Origin of the sequence: Mycobacterium sp. PS03-16 (assembly GCF_004570325.1) — a bacterium.
Classification (GTDB): domain Bacteria; phylum Actinomycetota; class Actinomycetes; order Mycobacteriales; family Mycobacteriaceae; genus Mycobacterium.
The window spans coordinates 12,365-34,291 of record NZ_SPQO01000022.1 but is presented as its reverse complement, the minus strand read 5'-3'; the positions used below and the strand labels follow the sequence as shown (position 1 = coordinate 34,291).

Below are 21,927 nucleotides of genomic sequence, written 5' to 3'. Positions count from 1 at the left end.
GATCTTCGCCATGGCGGAAAACAACGACCTCGACCAGGGTCGAATGCGGATTCTGGACGCGAAACCGGTCAATCTCGACGGATTCAGTGTCGTCGATCCCGACCTCGGACTCGCTGCGATGCACAGCCCGCACGATCCGGCGCCGTCGCTGGTGGTCGCGGACGGGGTGGTCGCGGAGATGGACGGCAAAGCCGCCGCCGACTTCGACGTGATCGACGAGTTCATCGCCCGCTACGGCATCGACCTGTCGGTCGCCGATGAGGCGATGGCGTGCTCCGACGTCGAGCTGGCCCGCCTCGCGGTGGATCCGGGGGTGCCGCGTACCGAGGTGGTGCGGCTGATCGGCGGCACCACCCCGGCGAAGCTGGCCCGGGTGGTCGCGGTGATGACGCCGGTCGAGATGCAGATGGCGATGAGCAAGATGCGCGCCCGCCGCACGCCGAGCAACCAGGCCCACGTCACCAACCAACTCGACGACCCGCTGCTGATCGCCGCGGACGCGGCCAGCGCCGTCGCCTACGGGTTCCGCGAGGTGGAGACGACGGTGCCGGTGTTCGGCGACGCCCCGTCGAATGCGATCGCGCTGCTGATCGGCAGCCAGGTGGGCATTCCGGGGGCGATGGCGCAGTGCTCGATCGAAGAGGCCATGGAGCTGCGGCTGGGGCTGCGCGGGCTGACCAGTTACGCCGAGACCATCTCGATCTACGGCACGGAGCAGGTGTTCGTCGACGGGGACGACACGCCGTTCTCCAAGGCGATCCTGACGTCGGCCTACGCGTCGCGCGGGCTCAAGATGCGGGTCACCAGTGGCGGCGGCGCCGAGGTGCTGATGGGCGCCGCCGAGAAGTGCTCGATCCTCTACCTCGAATCGCGGTGCGTCTCACTGGCCCGCGCGCTGGGCAGCCAGGGCGTGCAGAACGGCGGCATCGACGGCGTCGGCGTGGTGGCGTCGGTCCCCGAGGGCATGAAGGAACTGCTCGCCGAGAACCTCATGGTGATGATGCGCGACCTGGAATCGTGTGCGGGCAACGACAACCTGATCTCCGAATCCGACATCCGCCGCAGCGCCCACACCCTGCCCGTGCTGCTGGCCGGCGCCGACTTCATCTTCTCCGGCTTCGGATCGATCCCGCGGTACGACAACGCGTTCGCGCTGTCGAACTTCAACGCCGACGACATGGACGACTTCCTCGTGCTGCAACGGGACTGGGGCGCCGACGGCGGGCTGCGCACGGTGTCGCCCGAACACCTGGCCAGAGTCCGCCGGCATGCCGCGACCGCGGTGCAGGCGGTCTACCGCGACCTCGGCCTGGCCGACTTCGACGACGACCGCATCGACGCCGTGGTGGTGGCCAACGGGTCGCGCGACCTGCCCGCCGGTGATCCGAAGGCCGTCGCCGAGGCGGCCGTCGCGATCGAGGCCAAACAGCTGACCGTGTTCGACGTGATCGCCTCGCTGCACCGCACCGGCTACGCCGAGGAGGCCGAGGCGATCATGCGGCTGACGCGGGAGCGGTTGCGCGGCGACCAATTACAGACCTCGGCGATCTTCGACGACCAGTTCCGGGTGCTGTCGAAGATCACCGATCCGAACGACTACTCCGGCCCCGGCACCGGCTACGCGCTGACCGAGGCGCGCCGCGCCGAGATCGACGGTATCCGCCAGGCGCGCACCGCGGCGGAGCTGACCGCCGACCAGGCCGAGCACGAGGGTCACCTCATCGTCACCGACGTGGAACCGGCCCGCCAGGGCAGCGATCCGCGGGAGGTCTGCATCGGACTGTCGCCCGCGCTGGGCCGTTCGGTGTGGCTGACGCTGTGCGGCCTGACCGTCGGGGAGGTGCTGCGCCAGATCTCGGCCGGTCTGGAGGAGGAGGGCTGCGTGCCGCGGCTGGTGCGGGTCCGCTCGACCATCGACGTCGGGCTGATCGGGCTGACCGCGGCCCGGCTGTCCGGATCCGGGATCGGAATCGGGTTGCAGGGCAAGGGCACCGCGCTGATCCACCGCCGCGACCTGGCGCCGCTGGCCAACCTCGAACTGTTCAGCGTGGCCCCGCTGCTGACCGGCCGCATGTACCGCGAGCTGGGCCGCAACGCCGCCCGGCACGCCAAGGGGATGGCCCCGGTGCCGATCTTCACCGGCGGCACCGACGAATCCATCTCCGCCCGCTACCACGCGCGCGCCGTCGCGCTGGTGGCCCTCGAACGCCAGGCCTGCGAACCCGGACAGGCCCCGATCACCGTGGAGGCGAAGCGCGCATGACCGCTGGCACCGACAAGTTCACCGTGCAGTCCGCCGTCGACGGCAAGCTGACGTTGGCCGATCTGCGGATGGATCCCGCCACGCTGGCCTACCAGGCCGTCGTCGCCGAGGAGCACGGCAACCCGCAGCTGGCCGAGAACTTCCTGCGCGCAGCCGAACTCGCCGTCATCGACGACGAGGAGGTGATGGGTCTGTACGAGGCGCTGCGCCCGCACCGCTCCACCGCCGCGGAACTCGAGACGCTGCGCACCTCGCTGGAGACCCGCGGCGCATCCCGCTGCGCGGAACTCGTGCGCCAGGCGGCCGACGTCTACGCCCGCCGGGGCCTGCTTCGGTGACCCGCGGCGCCGCGGTGGTCGCCGGAGTGGACGTCGGCAACCACACCACCGAGATCGTGCTGGCGCGCATCCACGACGGGGCGGTCGAGGCGCTGACCCACGGGCAGGCGCCGACGCGCGGGCGCAAGGGGTCGAGGGAGTCGCTCGAGGGCGCGGCGGCGCTGTTGCACCGCCTCGAGGTCGACGCGCAGGCCGACGTCGACGAGGTGGTGCTCGCCACGATCCGTCCGGTCGACACGGCCACCGCGCCGATGCCACCGGCCACCTCCCCGCGCGCCCCGGTGCGCAGCCTGCGCCGCGCGGACGCCTCCACCCCGGCGGGCACCGGATTCGGTGTCGGCAGGCACGTCCCGCTGGCCGACCTGTCCGGTCCCGTCGACGACGGACCGGTGATCGTGAGCGTGGACGGCGCAACGGATTTCGAGGTGGCCGCCGACGCGATAGGTGAGGCTGTGCGGCGCGGCTGGCGGATCGCCGGTGTGCTCGCCGTCCAGGACGATGCGGTGCTGATCCGCAACCGCATCCCGATCGACGTGCCCGTGGTCGACGAGGTGGATCTCGACGGGCTGGCGCGGGGTGCGCTCGTCGCGGTCGAGGTGGTGGCCGAGGGCCGGGCCTACCGCGCGATGGCCGATCCGATCGCGCTGTCGGCGGCGCTGCGGCTCGGCCACGACCGGTTGCCCGACGTCGCCGAGTTCACCCGGGAACTCGCCGACGCCCCGGCGATCGCGGTCACCGCCCGCACAGTGCCACCGGATCCGCCCACGGTGGACGACGACTTCGTGGACTGCCGGGTCGGCGGTGAGGTGGTGCGGCACGCACCGGCCGCGGCCTACGGTCTGCTGCGCCTCGAACCGCCGGGCTGCGCGGTACGGGTGCGGCTGCGGGCGCTGGCCGCCACCGGCGACGGCCTCGCGGTCGACGACGCGTACTTCACCGATCTCGCGGCGATCGACAACGGTGCGTGGCTGCGGCGCGGGGTCGCTGACGCCCGCGGCACCGTGGTCGCGCTGCTGGCCACCGACGCGCTGACCGACGCGGCCGCAACGCTGTCCGAGTTGACGGGCCGCCCCGCCCGCACCATCGCCACCGAACCCGCCGCCGCGGCGCGCGGTGCGCTGACCACGCCGGGTCTGCCGCCCGGTGCGGTGGTCTGCGACATCGGCGGCGGCACCGTCGATCTGATCGCCGAGGGCCGCACGGTCACCGCCGCGGGGGCGGGTGAGGCGATCACCACCGCGGTGGCCGCCGTGCTCAACATCCCCCGCGCGCTGGCCGAGCGGGTCAAGCGGACCCCGGCGCTGCGCGTCGAGGGGCCGCACGTCGCCCACGAGGAGGACGGCCGCCGGGTGTTCCTCGACCGTCCCGCGGCGGCCGAGGCGATCGGGCGGCTGTGCACCCGCGGCAGTGCCGGGCTGGTGCCGTTCTCCCACCGGCTGGCCGCCGAGGAGTGGCGCAGCCTGCGGCTGGCGATCAAACAGGAGACCGTGGCGGCCAACATCGCGCGCTGCCTGGCGGCGCTGGACCGGCCGCCGCGTGCGCTGGTCCTGGCCGGCGGCGGTGCGCTCGACGACGAACTGCTGCGCACGGTCGGCGAATCGCTGCGACCCGCACGGGTGGTGGTCGGCCGCGCCGACATCGGCGGGGTGCACGGGCCGCGGTTCGCGGTGGCCTCCGGGCTGGTGCACCTGTCGGCCGCCGAGCGGGTGGGCGCCGCACAGCGCGCCTGACGGACGTCAGGCGGCGGCGGGTGCGTCCGCCTCGGACGTGCCGGCCGAAACGTCGGTGTCGGTGTCGGTGCTGCCCTCGTCGCCCGCGACCTCGTCTTGATCCTCTGAAATCGGTTCGGATTCCTCGTCTTTCCCGGGCTTCGGCGTGCGCCGCGACGTGGCGTCGGACTCGGCTTCCCGGTCGTCGGTCAGCGCGTCGTCGTCGGTGCCCTCGGCCGGTTTCTTGACCTTCCGCGCCGGCGGGGTGATGGCGTCGACGAAGTTCTCGGCGCCGTCGCGCAGGGCCTCGGGAAGCGCGGCCATCGTCTCCCTGATGCGGTCGTGCGGCGTTGCCAGGGAGAACCGGGTCGGTTCGTCGGCGTGCTGGTAGGCGGGGTCGTCGTCGGAGCCGATGGTGCGGTAGTGACGGTCGGTGTAGCCCATGTCGACGAGCAGGCGCAGGGTGGGTTCGATCGCGCCCAGCACCGGTTCGGTCAGCACGGTGCTTCCGGTGGCGGCGGCGATGTCCCGGATCGGTTGCAGCAGCGGCAGATGACGGGCGCGGATCAGCACATAGGTGTCGGTTCCGCCTGCGGCGTTGTCGACCACCAGCACCGACGTCGGATGGGTGTCGAGGTCGACGGCGTCGGGACCGTGGTCGCCGTGGAAGTACAGGAACCCGACGACGGCGTTGGCGAACGTCAGCGGATTGCCGTAGGCGGGAAAGTCGGCGACGAGGTCGTATTCCATGGAGTAGAACGTGGTCGCGTACGGCGACGGCTGCGTCGGCCCCATGTTGGTCAGCCCCGGTATGCGCAGATCGGGGAAGCGGGCGTAGATCCCGCCGTTGGGAACGAAGGGGGAACCGATGAGCGCGAATTCGATCCGGTCGGTCGGCGGGCGGTGCGGATCCCTCGCCAGGTCGCGCCGGACCTGTTCGGCGACCAGCGCGCCCTCGGAATACCCGACGACGACGACGCGCCCGCCGGCGGCGCTGTCGATCACGGCGTGCAGTTTCGGCACCCCGTCGCGGATGCTGGGCCCCAGCGGCAGTGCGGCCGGGTAGCGCAGCCCCTCGAACGTGTAGCCGTCGTCCTCGAGTGCGCCGACGAGGTCGCCGCGGAACTTGTCCCGAACCCGGTCGCTGGTCGGGTTGTTGGCGCCGCCGACGCCGACCACGATGTCGCGCGGGGCGGCCGTGGCGGCGTCCACGGACGGGCCCAGCGCCAGGACGGTCGTGAGTCCGGCGGCCGCGACGGTACTCAGCAGCGTCCGGCGGGATGCGCGGTGTCTGGCCATGGCGGTACTCCCGTGCGGCGGGCGAGGACGGGCAAACTATCTCACAGCCGACCGCGCCAGGCGGCGAGGAACGCCTGGCTCAGGCGGCGGTTGCCGGGGACGGGTCGTCGGCGGTCTCCGCGGCGTCGTCGCCGGCGGTGTCGTCGCCGGCGGTGTCGTCGCCGGCGGTGTCGTCGCCGGCGGTGTCGTCAGCGTCCTCGGGTGCGGTGTCGGTGGAGTCGCTCGTGAGGTCCGCGACGTCCGGCTCGTCGTCCTCCGGCGCGCTGTGGCGTCCGCGCTGCGGCGCGGAGCGCTTCGGCTCCGCCGGCTCGTCGGGTTCGGACGACACCTCGGCGTCGTCCTCGCCCGTGGACAGCGCCCGGCCGCCGGCCGGAGTCTCGTGGTCGCGCTGCTGCCGGCCGGGTGGGGTGACCGCGTCGACGAAGCCGTCGGCGCTCTCCCGCAGCGCGCGGGGCAGCTCGGTGACGGTCTCGACGATCCGCTCGGGCGGCGTGAACAACGAGAACGGCGTCGGCTCGTCGGCGTTGCGGTAGTCGCGGTCGGTGTAGCCCATGTCGACCAGCAGGCGCAGGGTCGGTTCGACGGCGGCCAGCAGCGGTTCGGTGAGTGCGGTGGTCCGCAACACGGCCGAGACGTCGCGCACGGGCCGCAGCAGCGGCAGGTGCGCGGCGTGGATCAGGATGTAGGTGTCCCGGCCGCCGGCTTCGGTGTCGACCACCTTCACCGACTGTGGGGCGGTCTGCAGGTCGACGTTGTCTGGTCCCTGGTCGCCGTGGACGTACACCAGCCCGGCCACCGCGTTCGCGAGCGACAACGGGTTGGCGTAGGCGGGGAAGTCGCCGATCAGGTCGTATTCGAGGGTGACGAAGGTTTCGTCGTACGGCGACGGCGCCGCCGCACCGGTGCTGGTGAAGCCCAGGATGCGCAGGCCGGGGAAGCGGGCGTAGATCCCGCCGTTGGGGACGATCGGTGCGGCGATGAAGAGGAATCGGATGTCGTCGCGGTCGGGCGACCCGGCGGCGACCAGCGCACGCTTGTAGCGCTCGGCGACCAGTGAGCCCTCCGAGTAGCCGGCCACCAGGACGGTGCCGTCGTCGAGGGCGAGCGCCACCGCGTCCCGCAGCGGCTGCTGACCTTCCGCGACGCTCGGATCGACGGGGAGTTGCGCCGGATACCGCACACCGACGAATCGCTGACCGGGTGGGACCAGCTCACCCTCGAACTTGCGCGGAATGCGGTCACTGGTGGGATTGCGGAAGCCGCCGACGCCGACCACGGTGTCCGCGGTGGGAATCGTCGCGGCGGTCGCGGTGGCCGCCTGGCTCAGTGTGAGCGCCACCGACATCCCGGTCGTGGCGAGTGCGGCACGCGCGAACGCGCTACGGCTGCGGCGTGGCCTGCTGTGCTTTGCCAAGATCTTTCTCCCAGGTGTCTTGGCGCCCCGTCGCGCCGACTCCTCGGACAGTACTGCACTCGGGTTCGGCCTCGATAGACGCAGACGGCGGCGGCGTCCGAAGACGCCGCCGCCGCTGTGTCGATGTGCCGTCAGGGGCAGGTGACCTCGATCTCGAACGGCTTGGTGACCGGCTGCAGCGGGTTGGCCATGTCCACGCCGGTGGCGTTGCCCTTGATGTTGTAGGTCTTGTCGTCCTTCTCGACCTCGGCGTTGCCCTGGCCGGTGCCCTGCTGGAATCCCAGCGTCACGCCGTTGACGTTGCCCAGCCCGACCGACTGCACCGTCGGCTCGTCACCCTCGGTGACCACCGCGCCGATGCCGGTGGTGGCCTGGCCGATCGCGATGTTGAGGTTGCCGCCCATCGCGGTGCACGCGACGGTCCCCTGGATGTCCTGGTCCTGCCCGTCGATCGTGACCTTCGCCCCGCCGGGCGCCGACGTCGCGCTGGCCGACACGCTCGCGGTGGCGGTGTCACTCGACTCCGCAGAGGTGGTGGATTCGGACGATCCGCTGTCCGAGGAACAGCCCGCCAGGCCGGCGATGACGATCGCCGCACCGCCCACACTCACCAGGAAACCACGCTTCACCACAGTTCTCCTTTTGTCGTCGCGGTCCGTCCACGCGGTCGGACCGTCGGGAAGCAGTATGGTGGGCGGCCTCGCGGTGCTCACGGGTTTGATGGAAAACCGTGCCGGCGCACCCGGTAGGTTCGCCCTCATGCAGACCTTGCGCACGCCCGACGACCGGTTCGCGGACCTGCCCGACTTCGACTACCAGCCGCACTACGGCGAAATCGACGACGACGAGGGTGGCCGGCTGCGAGTGGCGTGGATCGAGGCCGGTCCGGCCGACGCGGACCCGGTGCTGATGCTGCACGGCGAACCGTCGTGGTCATTCCTGTACCGCAAGATGATCCCGATCCTGGCCGCCGCGGGTCACCGCGTGGTGTGCCCCGACCTGGTCGGGTTCGGCCGCTCCGACAAACCCACCCGCATCGAGGACCACACCTACGCCCGGCACGTCGAGTGGATGCGCGCGCTCGCATTCGACGTACTGGATCTACAGCGGGTGACGCTGGTGGGGCAGGACTGGGGCGGGTTGATCGGATTGCGGCTGGCCGCCGAACATCCCGGCCGCTTCACGGGCATCGTGGTCGCCAACACCGGTCTGCCGACCGGCGACGTCCCCATGCCCGATATCTGGTGGAAGTTCCGCGAGGCGATCCAGAAGGCGCCCAACGTCGACGTCGGACGGTTCGTCGAGGGCGGCTGCCGCCGGCCGATGCCGCCCGAGGTGCGCGCCGGCTACGACGCGCCTTTTCCCGACGACTCCTTCTGCGCGGGACCCCGGGCGATGCCCGGTCTGGTGCCGACGAGCCCGGACGACCCGGCGTCCGCCGCGAACCGGTCGGCGTGGGAAGTGTTGTCGCAGAGTGAGACTCCGATGCTCGTCGCCTTCAGCGACAGCGATCCGATCACCGGGGCGATGGGTCCGATCCTGCGCCGCCAGATGCGGGGCGCACAGGGGATCGACCATCCGGTGATCGCCGAGGCCGCGCACTTCCTGCAGGAGGATGCGGGCGAGGACCTCGCCACCGCGATCGTCGATTTCCTGCGCCGTTAGGGCGACGTGACCGGCGACTACTTCACCGTCGAGGCCGAACTGCCCGACCGCCTCGGCCGGGTCGGGGTGATCCACACCCCGCACGGCGACATCCACACCCCGGCGTTCATCCCGGTCGGCACCCAGGCCACCGTCAAGGCGGTGCTGCCCGAGACGATGAAAGAGCTTGGCGCTCAAGCTGTGCTGGCCAACGCCTACCATCTCTTCCTGCAGCCCGGGCCGGACATCGTCGACGCTGCGGGCGGGCTCGGCGCCTTCATGAACTGGCCCGGACCCACGTTCACCGACAGCGGCGGCTTTCAGGTGATGTCGCTGGGGGTGGGTTTCAAGAAGGTGCTGGCCATGGACACCGAGCGGGTGCAGGCCGACGACGTCATCGCCGCGGGCAAGGAGCGGCTCGCTCACGTCGACAACGACGGCGTGACCTTCCGCTCCCACCTCAACGGCAGCATCCACCGCTTCACCCCGGAGGTCTCGATCGGCATCCAGCATCAGCTGGGCGCCGACATCATCTTCGCGTTCGACGAGCTGACCACGCTGGTCAACACCCGGGCCTACCAGGAACAGTCGGTGCGGCGCACCCACGAATGGGCGGTGCGCTGCCTGGTCGAGCACCGCAGGCTCGAGATCGAGCGCGCCGGCAAACCACCGCAGGCGCTGTTCGGGGTCGTACAGGGCGCACAGTACGAAGACCTGCGCCGCCAGGCCGCCCGCGGGCTGGCCGAGATCGGTTGTCACGCAGGGCCGGCCGAGGGGTTGAGCTTCGACGGCTACGGCATCGGTGGTGCGTTGGAGAAGCAGAACCTGGCGACGATCGTCGGGTGGGTGAGCAGCGAACTGCCCGCCGACAAACCGCGCCACCTGCTCGGGATCAGCGAACCCGACGATCTGTTCGCCGCGGTCGCGGCGGGCGCCGACACCTTCGACTGCGTGTCGCCGTCGCGGGTGGCGCGCAATGCGGCGGTGTACTCGGCAACCGGGCGCTACAACATCACCGGGGCCCGCTACCGGCGGGACTACACGCCGCTGGATCCCGAATGCGACTGCTACACCTGCGCGCACTACACCCGCGCCTACCTGCATCACCTGTTCAAGGCCAAGGAGATGCTGTCCGCCACGCTGGCCACCATCCACAACGAGCGGTTCGTCGTCCGGCTGGTCGACCGGATCCGCGAGTCGATGCTCGCCGGTGACTTCGATGCGCTGCGCGAGGAGGTCCTGGGTCGCTATTACGGCTCCTGACCTGCAGGGTTCTTCGACGCGTGCACAATAGGGCCATGACGACGACCGCGGACACCCACGCGCTGCTGGGCCGCCTGCTCGACCCGTCGAACCGCGCCGACCCCTACCCGCTGTACGCGGACTTCCGCGCCGCCGGCCCGATCGCGGTGCCCGAGGCGAACCTCGTGGTGTTCTCGTCGTTCGCCGACTGCGACGAGGTGCTGCGCCACCCCGCCGCGGCCAGCGACCGGCTCAAATCCACTGTCGCGCAACGGGAGATCGCGTCCGGTGCGGTGGCCCGCCCGCTGGGCTCACCGGGTTTCCTGTTCCTCGATCCGCCCGACCACACCCGACTGCGCCGGCTGGTCAGCAAGGCGTTCGTGCCGAAGGTGGTCAAGGCGCTCGAGCCCGAGATCGTCGCGCTGGTGGACGGTCTGCTCGACGCGGTGGCGGCCAAGGGCGAGTTCGAGGCCATCGCCGATCTGGCGTATCCGCTTCCGGTGGCGGTGATCTGCCGCCTGCTCGGCGTCCCGTTGGAGGACGAGCCGCAGTTCAGCCGGGCCTCGGCGCTGCTGGCGCAGTCGCTGGACCCGTTCATCACCGTCACCGGTCAGGCGGCCGACGGATACGACGAGCGGTTGCAGGCCGGGCTGTGGCTGCGCGACTACCTGCGCGGGCTCATCGACCGCAGGCGGTCCGAGCCACGCGACGACCTGATCTCCGGCCTGATCGCCGCCGAGGAATCCGGTGACCAGCTCACCGAGGACGAGATCGTCGCCACCTGCAATCTGCTGCTGGTGGCGGGACACGAGACCACGGTCAACCTGATCGCCAACGCGATCCTGGCGCTGCTGCGCAATCCCGGCCAGTGGGCGGCGGTGGCGGGCGACCCGCAGCGCGTGGCCGCGGTGGCCGAGGAGACGCTGCGCTACGACCCACCGGTGCAGCTGGTCGGCCGGATCGCCGCCGAGGACATGGCCATTGGAAATGTGACCGTGCCGAAGGGGGACAGCACGCTGTTGCTGCTCGCGGCCGCACACCGCGACGGCGCGGCGTTCGAGCGACCGGATGTCTTCGACCCCGACCGCGCCGGAATCCGCCACCTCGGCTTCGGCAAGGGCCCGCACTTCTGCCTCGGGGCGCCGTTGGCGCGGCTGGAAGCCGCAGTCGCGCTGGCGAAGCTGACCGAGCGCTTCCCGTCGGCCCGGCTGGCCGGCGACCCGGTCTACAAGCCGAACCTCACGCTGCGCGGGATGGAGACGCTTTACGTCGCCATATAGCGCTTTGGATGCGGGAACCGTCGTGAACACCCGCTGATACGGCGGAATCCGTATTAGGGTGCGGGCATGCGAATCCTGTTGGTCGGTGCGGGCGGTGTCGGATCGGCGTTCTGCGCGATCGCCGCGCGCCGGGACTTCTTCGAGCAGATCGTGGTCTGCGACTACGACGAGGCGCGGGCGCGCGAGTCCGCCGGCGCGGTGGGGGACCCGCGGTTCACCGCCGCGCGCGTCGATGCCTCCTCGGCCGATGCCGTCGCCGCGCTGGTGCGCGAACACCGGATCACCCACGTCATGAATGCGGTGGACCCGCGATTCGTGATGCCGATCTTCGACGGCGCGCTGGCCGGCGGCGCCGACTATCTCGACATGGCGATGAGCCTGTCGCAGCGCCATCCCGAGCAGCCCTACGCGCTGACCGGCGTGAAACTCGGCGACGAGCAGTTCGCCGCCGAACAGCGGTGGACCGACGCGGGCCGGCTGGCGCTGGTCGGCATCGGCGTGGAGCCCGGCCTGTCCGACGTGTTCGCCCGGTACGCCGCCGATCATCTGTTCTCCGAGATCGACGAACTCGGCACCCGCGACGGATCGAACCTGACCGTGGCGGGGTACGAGTTCGCGCCGTCGTTCTCGATCTGGACCAGCATCGAGGAATGCCTGAATCCGCCGGTGATCTGGGAGGCCGACCGCGGCTGGTTCGTCACCGAACCGTTCAGCGAGCCGGAGGTTTTCGACTTCCCCGACGGCATCGGACCGGTCGAGTGCGTCAACGTCGAGCACGAAGAGGTGCTGTTGATGCCGCGCTGGGTGAAGTGCAGGCGCGCCACCTTCAAGTACGGGCTCGGCGAGGAGTTCATCGACGTCCTCAAGACGCTGCACAAGCTCGGGCTGGACCGCACGAACAAGGTGACCGTCGGTGGGGTGCAGGTCAGTCCCCGCGACGTGGTGGCCGCCTGCCTGCCCAACCCCGCCACGCTCGGCCCGATGATGACGGGTAAGACGTGTGCGGGGTTGTGGGTCACCGGCACCGGTAAGGACGGTGACCCGCGTTCGACGTACCTGTACCACGTCGTCGACAACGAATGGTCGATGGGCGAGTACGGCCACCAGTGCGTGGTGTGGCAGACGGCGATCAACCCCGTTGTCGCGCTGGAACTCCTGGCCGGCGGAACGTGGAGCGGGGTCGGGGTGCTCGGCCCGGAGGCGTTCGACGCGGTGCCGTTCCTCGAGCTGCTGACGGCCTACGGCTCACCCTGGGGAGTCAAGGAGTTACCCGCCGAGCAGACGTAAAGTGCCTGTCTACCGCGTGTTTTCGGGCACTTTTGCGACTGCTCGCGCCATGAAGCCGACGTCTACAGTGGGTTGAGGATGCGCTGCAGGAACGCCCGGGTGCGCTCCTCGGTCGGGTTGCCGAGCACCGCCTCGGGTGGGCCCTGTTCGAGGATCACCCCGCGGTCGGTGAACAGCACCTGGTTCGACACCTGCCGGGCGAACTGGATCTCGTGAGTGACGACGATCAGCGTCCACCCCTCCTGCGCGAGATCCCGGATCACCGAGAGCACTTCGCCGACCAGTTCGGGGTCCAGCGCCGAGGTCGGCTCGTCGAACAGCACGACTTTCGGCCGCAGCGCGAGCGCCCGGGCGATCCCGACGCGCTGCTGCTGACCGCCGGAGAGCTGGTACGGATACTGGTCACGTTTGTCGGCGAGGCCCACCTGGCCGAGCAGCTCCAGGGCGGCGGCCTCCGCCTGCTCCCTCGGCTGTTTCTGCACGACGATCGGGCCCTCGGTGACGTTCTGCAGCACCGTCTTGTGCGGGAACAGGTTGTGCGACTGGAACACGAAGCCGCTCTGGGCCCGGTAGCGCCGTAACTGGTCCTTCGGCACCGGTTTCGAGAAGTCGATCGACACGTCGCCGATGCACACCGTCCCGGAGTCGGGGACGTCGAGGGCGTTGAGCGCGCGCAGCAGCGTCGTCTTCCCCGATCCGGACGGTCCGATGATCGTGGTCACCGACCCGGCCACGACGCGGAACGACACGCCTTTGAGCACTTCATTGTCGCCGAACGACTTGTGCAGACCGTCGGCGACAACGCGGTCTTCGGTCATCTCGCCACGTACCTTTCCAGTCGGCGTTCGATGCGGCCCTGGCCGAACGACAACACCAGGCAGATCACCCAGTAGTACACCGCGGCCGTGCCGTAGAGCGCGAAGAACTCGAACGTCGGCGCGGCCACGATCTGCGCCTGGCGCAGCAGTTCGGTGACCAGGATCGTCGACGCCAACGAGGTGTCCTTGACCAGTGAGATGAGTGTGTTCGACAACGGCGGCACGGCCACCCGCGCGGCCTGCGGCAACACGATGCGCCGCAGCGAGGTCGGATAGCCCATCCCGATGGTCTCGGCGGCCTCCCACTGCCCCTTGGGGATCGACAGGATCGCCGAGCGGATGATCTCGGCCGCGTACCCGCCGACGTTGAGCGAAAACGCGATCACGGCCGCGGGGAACGGGTCGATGCGCACGCCGAACTCCGGCAGTGCGAAGAACACGATGAACAGCTGCACCAGCAGCGGCGTCCCGCGGATCACCGAGATGTAGAACCGGGCGACGTTGCTGAGCACCACATTCGACGACAGCCGCGCCAGCGCGACGGCCAGCGCCAGCACCAGCCCGATCGCGAAGCTGATCACGGTCAGCGGAATCGTCATGGTCAGCGCGGCGCGCGCCAGCGGCCAGAGGTTGTCGGCGATCAGCTGCCACGTGGATCTGGGAGCGGCAGTCTCCGCCGGAGCCGGCGCACCGGAGGCGTTGGCGTTGAGGTAGCGCTGCGAGATCTCGGCCAGGGTGCCGTCGGCGCGCAGCTCCTCGAGCGCCCGGTTCAGTTCGGGCAGCATGCCGCTGTCCTTGCGGGCGGCGAAGCCCTGTTCACTCTTCTCGCCGACCGTTCCCGAGATCTTGACCGACGTGTCCCCGGTCTCGGCGAGGTAGGCGTACACCGCGATGCTGTCGTTGACCACGACGTCGACCCGGCCCTGGCTGAGCAGGGTGATCGCCTGGGTGAACCCCTCCACCGCCTCGACCCGGGCGCCTGCGTCGCGCGCGACCTGTGACCAGTTGCTGGTGGCGTTCTCGGCGGCGACCTTACCCGCCAGATCCTGCAGGCTGGTGATCGAATTGTCGTCGGCCCGGGTGACGATGACGCCCTCGCCGACCGAGTACGGTTCGGACAGATCGTATTTGGCTTGCCGTTCGGGTGTGATGGTCACCTCGTTGGCGACCACGTCGAACCGGTTGGCCTCGAGCGCGGCGAAGATCGAGTCCCACGGCGTCTCGACGAATTCGACCGGCACGCCGATCTTGTCGGCCACAGCGCGGGCCACGTCGACGTCGTAGCCGACCAGCTGCCCGGTCGCCGCGTCGTGGTAGCTGAACGGGGCGTACACACCTTCGGTGCCCACCCGCAGCACCCCGGCCGCCTTGATGGGTTCGTCGGATCGGTCGGCGGCGGATCCGCACGCGGCCACGGTCAGCATCGCCAGCAGCAGCGCGACGATTCGCAGAAACCTCACCGACGGACGCTAGCAACTGTCACGGGGGTGGCAGAAGACTTCCGCTCACCGGGACGGTATCGAGTGGCCACTCGGCGGCTGGGGGCGGTAGATCCACGGCTGGCGTGGCAGCCTTGCGGGATCGAACCGCGCCACCATGTCGTCGAGCGTGGCCGCCCGCCAGCCCAGGGACTCGGCGATCTGTGCGACGGCATGCTCGACGCCGATCTCGGCCAGCGTCACGGCGCCGTCGCGTTTGGCCAGCCGGGCACCGTCCTCGTTGAGCACCAGCGGCACGTGGGCGTACACCGGCTCCGGGTGGCCGAGCAGCCGGGCCAGATACGCCTGCCGTGGCGACGAGCTCAGCAGGTCGTCCCCGCGCACCACCTGGTCGATGCCGGCGGCCGCATCGTCGACCACGACGGCCAGGTTGTAGGCGGGCACGCCGTCGCCGCGGCGGACCACGAAGTCGTCGACGATGCCGGTGTAGCTGCCGTGCAGCACATCGGTGACGGTGTGGGTGAGGACGTCGGTGCGCAGCCGCAGCGCGGGCGGGCGGCCGGTCTCGGCGCGGCGGGCGTCGCGTTCGGCGGGGGTCAGCTCGCGGCAGATGCCGGGGTAGGCGCCCTGCGGGGCGTGCGGCGCGCGCGGCGCCTGCAGGATGTCCTTGCGGCTGCAGAAGCACTCGTAGACCAGGCCGGCGTCGACCAGGCCCGAGATCACGGCGTCGTAGCGGTCCCGGTGCCCGGACTGGTAGTCGGTCCCGTCGTCCCAGGTCAGGCCGAGCGCGGCCAGGTCCCGCAGCTGGCGGGCGGCGATGTCGGAGTCGGTGCGGTAGTCGAGGTCCTCGACGCGCATCAGGAACCGGCGGCCGGTCGAGCGGGCGAACAGCCACGCCAGCACGGCGGTGCGCAGGTTGCCGATGTGCAGATCGGCCGACGGGCTCGGGGCGAACCGGCCCGCGGGGGTGCGGGTCACGTCCGCAATCTAGCTGTCACACCAAGGCGGACACGATCTCGAACACGGCGGTGCGGGGTGCGTAGTCGACGCTGTAGGTGGCGGCGGTTCCGGGCGTGATGATCGTGTGCGTCCGCTCCCCGCCGTCGGACCATCCGGCGAAGACGAGTTCCTGCCCGTCGACGATCTGTGACGCCGGGGCGCCGAGTTCGCGCGCCACACCCACCACGGCCTTCTCGGTGACCGTACCGGTGACCGGGCGGCCGTCAACGGTGAAGACGGCGTTGCCCGGGGTGGCCTCAAAGGTGAGGTCGACGAGGTTGGGCCGCACCTCGACCGACTCCGTGGTCGACAATCCGCCCCGGTCGGTGACGGTCAGCTCGATCTCGTAGTAGGTGTCGGCACCGTTGTGCGGGTCCCGGGTGATGAGGACGCTGCCCGACTCGGTGGTGACGTTCTCCAGGTACGGGTGGATGTGGTCGGCGTGGTGGAAGATCACGCGCCACCGGTAGCTGAGCGGATCGGCGTCCGGGTCGGTGACGACGGCGTTGAAGCTGATGGTGTCGCCGGCGTCGTAGCGACCGCCTTCGGCGTCGGTACGGATCTGGGCGATCACCGGCGCCCGGTTTCCGACCGTGACGGCAGTGGTGGTCTTGCCGGTCTTGTCGCCGTCGCTGACGGTCAGCGTGACGGTGTAGGTGGTCGACTCGGCCGTCGCGTAGGTCTTGGTGGGGTTCTGTTCGGTGGAGCTGGTGCCGTCGCCGAAATCCCAGTGATAGGTCAGGGTTTCGCGCTCCGGGTCGATGGAGCCCGCCGAGGAGAACTGGACGGTCAGCGGGGACAGGCCGTTGGCCGGGGTGGCCGTGGCCACCGCGGTCGGCGCGCGGTTGCCGTCGGAGACGCTGATGCGCGACAGCACACCAGGATAGATCGTCAACTGGTACAGGTCGCCGTCCGGTCCCTCGGCCAGGCGCACGGTGGTGCCCGCGTTGTTGTCGAACGAATCCTCGCCGATGACCGCGGAGTAGTCCTCGTTGAACCGCAGCACCCGAATCCATTTGAGCGAGTAGTCGGCGACGAAGACGGTGTTCTCGTACTCCGAACCGAAGTTGTCGCTGGTGAACAACGTGACCGCGGTGATCGCGCCTTGACGGATCGGCTCCGGCGTGTGCGGATAGGCATAGACCGGATCGATGAACCCGTCACAGTTGACGGTGCAGTCGCCCTCGGCGCCCGGCCATCCGTAGTTGCCACCGGAAGTGATGAGATTGATCTCCTCCCAGCTTCTTTCGCCCACGTCGGCGAGCAGCATCTGACCGTCCGGGGTGAACGTGAAGCGGTACGGGTTGCGCAGCCCGTAGGCGTAGATCTGCTCGATCGCACCCGGTTGGTCGAAGGTCGGATTGGGATCGTGGAACCGGGGATCCGGTGCCGCGCCGGTCATCGGATCCATGCGCAGCACCTTGCCGTGGATGTTGGTCAGATCCTGAGCGTTGGTGCTCCTGCCGTTGTCGCCGACCGACCAGTACAGCAGTCCGTCGGGGCCGAACTTGATCTCGCCGCCGTGGTGGATCTGCCCGGTCGGCAGCGTCGACTCGACGAGGACGGTCTCACCGGCGTACTCGCCGTCGGTGATGGTCAGCCGCGTCAGCACGTCGTGGTTGCGCAGATTCGTGTAGGCGACGTAGACGTACCCGTTCTGCCCGTCGAAGTCCGGGTGGAACTCGATGCCCGACAGCCCGCGTTCGCCCACGTCGGCCAGCGTCGGCAGCACGACCAGCGGATCGGGTCGCAGCACACCGTCGTCGACTACCCGGATCGCGCCGCCCTTCTCGGTGATCCAGATCTGGGTGCCGTCCGGGGTGAAGCGGAAGTCGGTCGGCGCGTTGAGTCCGGAGACGACGGTCGTGCGTTCGAAGCCGTCCTCGATGGCCAGCGTCTGCCCGCAGGTCGTGAGGCGGAACCAGATGCGCTGGGTCTCCGCGGACACGGTGGCGATGAACGCCCTCACCTGGGGCGTGGCGAGGAAGTCGTCGACCTGGCGGCGGACCCAGGCCAGCAGTCCCCACATTGCCGGCGAATCGGCCGGCGCCGCCGGCTCACCCGAGGTGGCGCCCGGTGTGCCGGGGACGATGCCGAAGGCGCCGGCCACCGCGGTGACGACGGCGGCCACCGTCTCGACCACCCGCCGGGCGAGGTGGCACATGCACGTGGTCACCTGGGTCTGGAGGTCCCGCAACGCGCCTCGCGGTGAGAGCCCGGTGAACGGTGCGGCCGGCACGGTGAGTGCGGTGACGAGATCCTCGGCGGTGCGCGTCGATGTGGTGTCCGGTTCGGTCTCCTCGACCGCGACGGTCAGCGCGGCGCCCTCGATTGCCGCGTCCTCGGTGGCGGCGTCCGGTGCCGGTTCGTCGGCCTCGGGTTCCTCCTGCGGCTGTTCGGTCACCGTCGCGGGCGGGGTGACGGGCCCGGGCGCGTCGGAGCCGGCGGGGGCGGCCGGCTCCTCGACGGGCTCCTCGACGTCGAGCGGCTCGTCGACCGGTTCCTCGACGGGCTCCTCGACGTCGAGCGGCTCGTCGACCGGTTCCTCGACGGGCTCGTCGGCCGGCTCGTCGACCGGTTCCTCTTCGGCGACCGGCTCCTGCGCCTCGCCGTCCCCGGCGTCGTTCGCGGCATCATCGCCGGCGTCGTCCCGATCGGCGGCCTCGGTATCGGCGGCCCCGGACGCCGCGCTGGCGGGCGTGGGGGAGCCGTCGTCGGCCCACGCGAGGCCGGGGGAGCTGGCGAAGGTCCCGCCGAGGCCGAGCGCGAAGGCCAGCGCGCCGACGCGTGCGACCCCACTGGCGTACGCGCCGGTGGCGGCCGCGCGCCTGCTGGATTGCGGAGTTGCAGTGTCTGACGCCATGGATCCCCCCGAGCCGCGCTGCCCGTCGCCGATACCGGCGACCGTCACACTATGGGCACCGGAGTCGCCCCTTGTCGCGACATTGCAGGTCAAGGACTTGCAAGTACTTTCGTGCGCAACGTTCCTCGCGCGAAAGTGTGGTCGTTGGCAAATAACTCAACGCCTCCGTCCAGGGGGCTGCCGTGGTGTCGCGCGACTTTGCCCCACACCGCACCGCGCCGAAGAGTCGCTGACAGGGGCGTCAATAGGCGGGGGAGATGCCGAGCATCGAGCGGCGTGACCAGCAACCGCGAGGCACCCGTGCGGCTGCGTCCTGGCGAACTCGCCGTGAGGGCGCCGTTCCTCGAAATTCGCCGAGTGCCGTCAGAGCCCCGGAATGATGTCGCGCAGCGCGAAGGTGACCGGCTGGTCGAGCTGCTCGTAGGTGCAGGACCGAGGATCGCGGTCGGGCCGCCAGCGGTTGAACTGCGCGGTGTGGCGGAACCGTTCGCCTTCCATGTGGTCGTAGCGCACCTCGACGACGAGCTCCGGCCGCAGCGGGACGAACGACAGATCCTTACCCGCGTTCCACCGGGAGCCCTCGTTGCGCCGCGGTGTCCGGTCATCGGCCAGGTGCGCCGCCCAATTCCACGGATGCTCGTCGAAAGACGTGATCAGCGGTTGCAATTCGGAGAACAGGTCGCGGCGCCGGGCCATCGGGAAGGCGCCGATGACGCCGACCGAGGCGAGCTGACCGTCCGCCTTGTACAGGCCCAGCAGCAGCGAGCCGATCGCGTCGTCACCGGACTTGTGCAGGCGGTAGCCGGCCACCACGCAGTCGGCGGTGCGCTCGTGCTTGACCTTGAACATCACCCGCTTGTCCGGTTGGTAGGTGAGCGCCAGCGGTTTGGCGATCACCCCGTCGAGCCCGGCGCCCTCGAACTCGTCGAACCAGCGCTGCGCGGTGGCGAGGTCGGTGGTCGCCGGGGTGACGTGGAAGGACGGTCCCGCGCTGGCCAACGCGTCGACCAGGGCCGCGCGGCGCTCGTGAAACGGCCGGGCGGTGTAGTCGTCGCCGCCGAGGGCGAGCAGGTCGAAGGCGATGAACGCGGCCGGGGTCTGCGTCGAGAGCAGCCGCACCCGGGACTGGGCCGGATGGATGCGCTGCTGTAGCGACTCGAAGTCGAGGCCGTCCCCGGTGGCGACGACGACCTCCCCGTCGATCACGCACCGCTCGGGCAGTTCGGCCAGGGCCGCTGCGACCAGTTCGGGGAAGTAGCGGGTGAGCGGCCGTTCGTTGCGGCTACCGAACTCGACCTCGTCGCGGTCGCGGAAGCAGATCGACCGGAAGCCGTCCCATTTCGGCTCGTAGCTGGCGTCCGCGGGGATGGTGCGGACCGACTTGGCCAGCATCGGCGATACCGGCGGGGTGACCGGCAGCTCCATCAGCGGGAGAGCTCTTCGGCGATGACGGCGACGAACCGGTCGACGTCGTCCTCGGTGGTGTCCCACGCCGTCATCCACCGGACCTCGCCGCGGGCGCGATCCCAGTCGTAGAAACGCACCTGCTCGCGGATCCGGTCGGTCGCCTCGACGGGCAGCGTCGCGAAGGTCGCGTTCGCCGGGCCGGCCTGGGTGAGCGCCAGCCCGGGCAGCGTGCCGTCGGTGATACCGGCCTCGAGCGCGGTGCGCAGTCGCCGGGTCATCGCGTTGGCGTGGGCGGCGCTGCGCAGCCCGAGATCGTCGTCGAACAGCGCGAGCAGTTGCGCCGAGGCGAACCGCATCTTGCTGGTCAGCTGCATGGTGAGCTTGCGCAGGTAGGTCAGGCCGGTGGCGCGGTCGGGGTCCAGCACCACCACGGCCTCGGTGCCGAGCAGGCCGTTCTTGGTGCCGCCGAGGCTCAGCACGTCCAGGCCGGCGTCGGTGGTGAACGCCCGGAACGGCGCGTCCAGGGCCGCGGCGGCGTTCCACAGCCGGGACCCGTCCATGTGCACGGCCATGCCGTGGTCGTGGGCGTACCGGCAGATCGCGGCCACCTCGTCGGCGGTGTAGAGGGTGCCCAGCTCGGTGGTCTGGGTGATGCTGACGGCCAGGGGCTGGGCGCGGTGCTCGTCACCCCAGCCCCACGCCTGCCGGGCGATCAGGTCAGGGGTGAGCTTGCCGTCGGGGGTGGGCACCGTCAGCAGTTTGATGCCGGTCATCCGTTCGGGCGCGCCGGCCTCGTCGGTGTGGATGTGCGCGGTCTCCGCGGTGACGACCGCACCCCAGCGCGGCAGCACGCTGGTCAGGGAGATGACGTTGGCCCCGGTGCCGTTGAGGACGGGGAACACCTCGGCCCGTGTGCCGAAGTGCTCGCCGATGACCTCCCGCAGGCGGGCGGTGTAGTGGTCCTGCCCGTAGGCGGGCTGGTGGCCGCCGTTGGCCGCGGCGATCGCGGCGAGCACCTCGGGATGCACGCCGGCGTAGTTGTCGCTGGCGAAGGTCCGCCAACCGGGGTCGTGCAGCGCGGAGATCGACACCCCTGTGATTGTTCCAGCGATGACATCGCCCGGTGCCGGAGGTCTAACCGGGTAAGGCCGAGAAGAGATGGGAGCAAGCATGACGAACCAGGAAGGTCCCGCCATTGCGCCACCGTCGAGGGGGCCGAAGCAGCTCGTGCTGCCCGACGTCGTGCCGCCTGAGGACTGGCAGGCCGCCCGAGCCGAGTTGTTGGCCGAAGAGAAGGCCCTGATGAAGGCGCGAGATGCGCTTGCCGCCAAACGCCGGCGGCTGCCGATGACCCGCGTGCGGAGCGACTACCGATTCATCGGCCCAGACGGTGAGGTGGACCTGGTGGGCTTGTTCGCCGGGCGGCGCCAACTCATCGTCTACCGGTTCTTCTATGCCCCCGACGTCGAGAACTGGCCGGACGGGGCCTGCTCCGGCTGTTCGCTGTTCGCCGACACCGTGATCCACCCGGCACATCTCGCTGCTCGCGACACGACTCTGGTCTTCGTCACCGCGGCCACGCAGGAGCGCGTCACCCAGCTCAAGGCTCGGACGGGTTGGGCGGAACTCCCGTTCTTCACCCTGGTGGGGGACGAATTCTCCGAGGACTTCGGCGTCGAGGAGATGTTCGGGCTCAACGTCTTTGTCCGCGACGACGACAATCGCGTCCATCGCTCCTACTTCGTCAACGGACGCGGCATCGAAGAGATCGGGCCGGTGTGGTCGTTCCTCGACATCACGCCACTGGGTCGCCAGGAAGACTGGCAGGACGTCCCCGCCGGCCGACCGCAAGGCCCCGTCTATGAATGGTGGCGTCTGCACGACAACTACGGCGACATTGCCGGGGGTCAGCGGTCTACGTGAGT

At 70.2% G+C, this 21,927-nt stretch carries 17 protein-coding genes; 8 read left to right on the top strand and 9 right to left on the bottom strand.

The annotated features are described in order from the left end of the window. The first annotated feature begins 43 nt into the window (after positions 1–43). The 3 genes from E4P42_RS18170 to E4P42_RS18160 are packed head-to-tail and all read left to right on the top strand — an operon-like array spanning position 44 to position 4,331. Positions 44–2,263, top strand: coding sequence for a propanediol/glycerol family dehydratase large subunit (locus E4P42_RS18170; protein ID WP_167759537.1), 2,220 nt, complete (start codon positions 44–46; stop codon positions 2,261–2,263). Further along, positions 2,260–2,601: a diol dehydratase small subunit gene (locus E4P42_RS18165; protein ID WP_135127474.1), complete on the top strand. Its 342-nt coding sequence runs from the start codon at positions 2,260–2,262 to the stop codon at positions 2,599–2,601. Before E4P42_RS18170 ends, E4P42_RS18165 begins: the two co-directional genes overlap by 4 nt. After that, positions 2,598–4,331 (top strand): diol dehydratase reactivase ATPase-like domain-containing protein, encoded by a 1,734-nt coding sequence (locus E4P42_RS18160; RefSeq protein ID WP_135127473.1) that lies wholly within the window; start codon positions 2,598–2,600, stop codon positions 4,329–4,331. The genes E4P42_RS18165 and E4P42_RS18160 overlap by 4 nt, the downstream gene beginning before the upstream one ends. A gap of 6 nt (positions 4,332–4,337) precedes the next feature. On the opposite strand, the gene E4P42_RS18155 is transcribed toward E4P42_RS18160, so the two are convergent. From E4P42_RS18155 to E4P42_RS18145, 3 genes are all read right to left on the bottom strand, one after another. Next, positions 4,338–5,609: a PE-PPE domain-containing protein gene (locus tag E4P42_RS18155; protein WP_135127472.1), complete on the bottom strand. Its 1,272-nt coding sequence runs from the start codon at positions 5,607–5,609 to the stop codon at positions 4,338–4,340. Positions 5,610–5,688: 79 nt separating this feature from the next. Next, positions 5,689–7,023: a PE-PPE domain-containing protein gene (locus E4P42_RS18150; RefSeq protein ID WP_245234089.1), complete on the bottom strand. Its 1,335-nt coding sequence runs from the start codon at positions 7,021–7,023 to the stop codon at positions 5,689–5,691. A 131-nt stretch (positions 7,024–7,154) separates the two neighbouring features. Beyond that, complete coding sequence (locus tag E4P42_RS18145) at positions 7,155–7,652, bottom strand: lipoprotein LpqH (RefSeq protein WP_167759533.1); 498 nt, start codon at positions 7,650–7,652, stop codon at positions 7,155–7,157. Positions 7,653–7,782: 130 nt separating this feature from the next. Between E4P42_RS18145 and E4P42_RS18140 the strand changes: the two genes are divergently transcribed. From E4P42_RS18140 to E4P42_RS18125, 4 genes are all read left to right on the top strand, one after another. Beyond that, on the top strand, positions 7,783–8,688 hold the full coding sequence (locus tag E4P42_RS18140) for a haloalkane dehalogenase (RefSeq protein WP_135127471.1): 906 nt from the start codon (positions 7,783–7,785) through the stop codon (positions 8,686–8,688). A gap of 6 nt (positions 8,689–8,694) precedes the next feature. Beyond that, the gene (gene tgt / locus E4P42_RS18135) at positions 8,695–9,930 is read left to right on the top strand and encodes a tRNA guanosine(34) transglycosylase Tgt (protein WP_135127470.1); all 1,236 of its coding nucleotides are present in this window, start codon (positions 8,695–8,697) and stop codon (positions 9,928–9,930) included. Between the two features lie 35 nt (positions 9,931–9,965). Next, positions 9,966–11,189 carry a cytochrome P450 gene (locus tag E4P42_RS18130; protein ID WP_135127469.1) on the top strand — a complete coding sequence of 408 codons (1,224 nt, stop codon included), beginning with the start codon at positions 9,966–9,968 and terminating at the stop codon, positions 11,187–11,189. A gap of 66 nt (positions 11,190–11,255) precedes the next feature. Next, a complete protein-coding gene (locus E4P42_RS18125) occupies positions 11,256–12,476 on the top strand; it encodes a saccharopine dehydrogenase family protein (protein WP_135127468.1) in 1,221 nt (406 codons plus the stop codon). A 62-nt stretch (positions 12,477–12,538) separates the two neighbouring features. Here the strand turns inward: E4P42_RS18125 and E4P42_RS18120 are convergent, their stop codons facing one another. From E4P42_RS18120 to E4P42_RS18095, 6 genes are all read right to left on the bottom strand, one after another. Beyond that, positions 12,539–13,294 carry an amino acid ABC transporter ATP-binding protein gene (locus E4P42_RS18120; protein WP_135127467.1) on the bottom strand — a complete coding sequence of 252 codons (756 nt, stop codon included), beginning with the start codon at positions 13,292–13,294 and terminating at the stop codon, positions 12,539–12,541. Next, positions 13,291–14,718 (bottom strand): ABC transporter permease subunit, encoded by a 1,428-nt coding sequence (locus tag E4P42_RS18115; protein ID WP_135127522.1) that lies wholly within the window; start codon positions 14,716–14,718, stop codon positions 13,291–13,293. Before E4P42_RS18115 ends, E4P42_RS18120 begins: the two co-directional genes overlap by 4 nt. A gap of 81 nt (positions 14,719–14,799) precedes the next feature. Beyond that, positions 14,800–15,711 (bottom strand): tRNA glutamyl-Q(34) synthetase GluQRS, encoded by a 912-nt coding sequence (gene gluQRS / locus E4P42_RS18110; RefSeq protein ID WP_135127466.1) that lies wholly within the window; start codon positions 15,709–15,711, stop codon positions 14,800–14,802. A 16-nt stretch (positions 15,712–15,727) separates the two neighbouring features. Beyond that, the gene (locus E4P42_RS27450) at positions 15,728–18,595 is read right to left on the bottom strand and encodes a sorbosone dehydrogenase family protein (RefSeq protein WP_135127465.1); all 2,868 of its coding nucleotides are present in this window, start codon (positions 18,593–18,595) and stop codon (positions 15,728–15,730) included. A 363-nt stretch (positions 18,596–18,958) separates the two neighbouring features. Next, positions 18,959–20,020 carry an ATP-dependent DNA ligase gene (locus E4P42_RS18100; protein WP_135127464.1) on the bottom strand — a complete coding sequence of 354 codons (1,062 nt, stop codon included), beginning with the start codon at positions 20,018–20,020 and terminating at the stop codon, positions 18,959–18,961. After that, positions 20,020–21,093: a low specificity L-threonine aldolase gene (locus tag E4P42_RS18095; protein WP_135127463.1), complete on the bottom strand. Its 1,074-nt coding sequence runs from the start codon at positions 21,091–21,093 to the stop codon at positions 20,020–20,022. Before E4P42_RS18095 ends, E4P42_RS18100 begins: the two co-directional genes overlap by 1 nt. 136 nt (positions 21,094–21,229) lie before the next feature. Here E4P42_RS18095 and E4P42_RS18090 point away from each other — a divergent pair, with 136 nt between their 5' ends. Then, positions 21,230–21,925, top strand: a complete 696-nt coding sequence (locus E4P42_RS18090; RefSeq protein WP_245234088.1) for a DUF899 family protein — start codon at positions 21,230–21,232, stop codon at positions 21,923–21,925. Positions 21,926–21,927 lie beyond the last annotated feature (2 nt).

Bases quoted from the DNA above. Each gene is read 5' to 3' on its own strand.
- E4P42_RS18170 (WP_167759537.1), top strand. From the start codon at position 44: ATGCGGATTCTGGACGCGAAACCGGTCAATCTCGACGGATTCAGTGTC.
- E4P42_RS18165 (WP_135127474.1), top strand. From the start codon at position 2,260: ATGACCGCTGGCACCGACAAGTTCACCGTGCAGTCCGCCGTCGACGGC.
- E4P42_RS18155 (WP_135127472.1), bottom strand. From the start codon at position 5,609: ATGGCCAGACACCGCGCATCCCGCCGGACGCTGCTGAGTACCGTCGCG.
- E4P42_RS18140 (WP_135127471.1), top strand. From the start codon at position 7,783: ATGCAGACCTTGCGCACGCCCGACGACCGGTTCGCGGACCTGCCCGAC.
- E4P42_RS18130 (WP_135127469.1), top strand. From the start codon at position 9,966: ATGACGACGACCGCGGACACCCACGCGCTGCTGGGCCGCCTGCTCGAC.
- E4P42_RS18125 (WP_135127468.1), top strand. From the start codon at position 11,256: ATGCGAATCCTGTTGGTCGGTGCGGGCGGTGTCGGATCGGCGTTCTGC.
- E4P42_RS18120 (WP_135127467.1), bottom strand. From the start codon at position 13,294: ATGACCGAAGACCGCGTTGTCGCCGACGGTCTGCACAAGTCGTTCGGC.
- E4P42_RS18115 (WP_135127522.1), bottom strand. From the start codon at position 14,718: ATGCTGACCGTGGCCGCGTGCGGATCCGCCGCCGACCGATCCGACGAA.
- E4P42_RS27450 (WP_135127465.1), bottom strand. From the start codon at position 18,595: ATGGCGTCAGACACTGCAACTCCGCAATCCAGCAGGCGCGCGGCCGCC.
- E4P42_RS18100 (WP_135127464.1), bottom strand. From the start codon at position 20,020: ATGGAGCTGCCGGTCACCCCGCCGGTATCGCCGATGCTGGCCAAGTCG.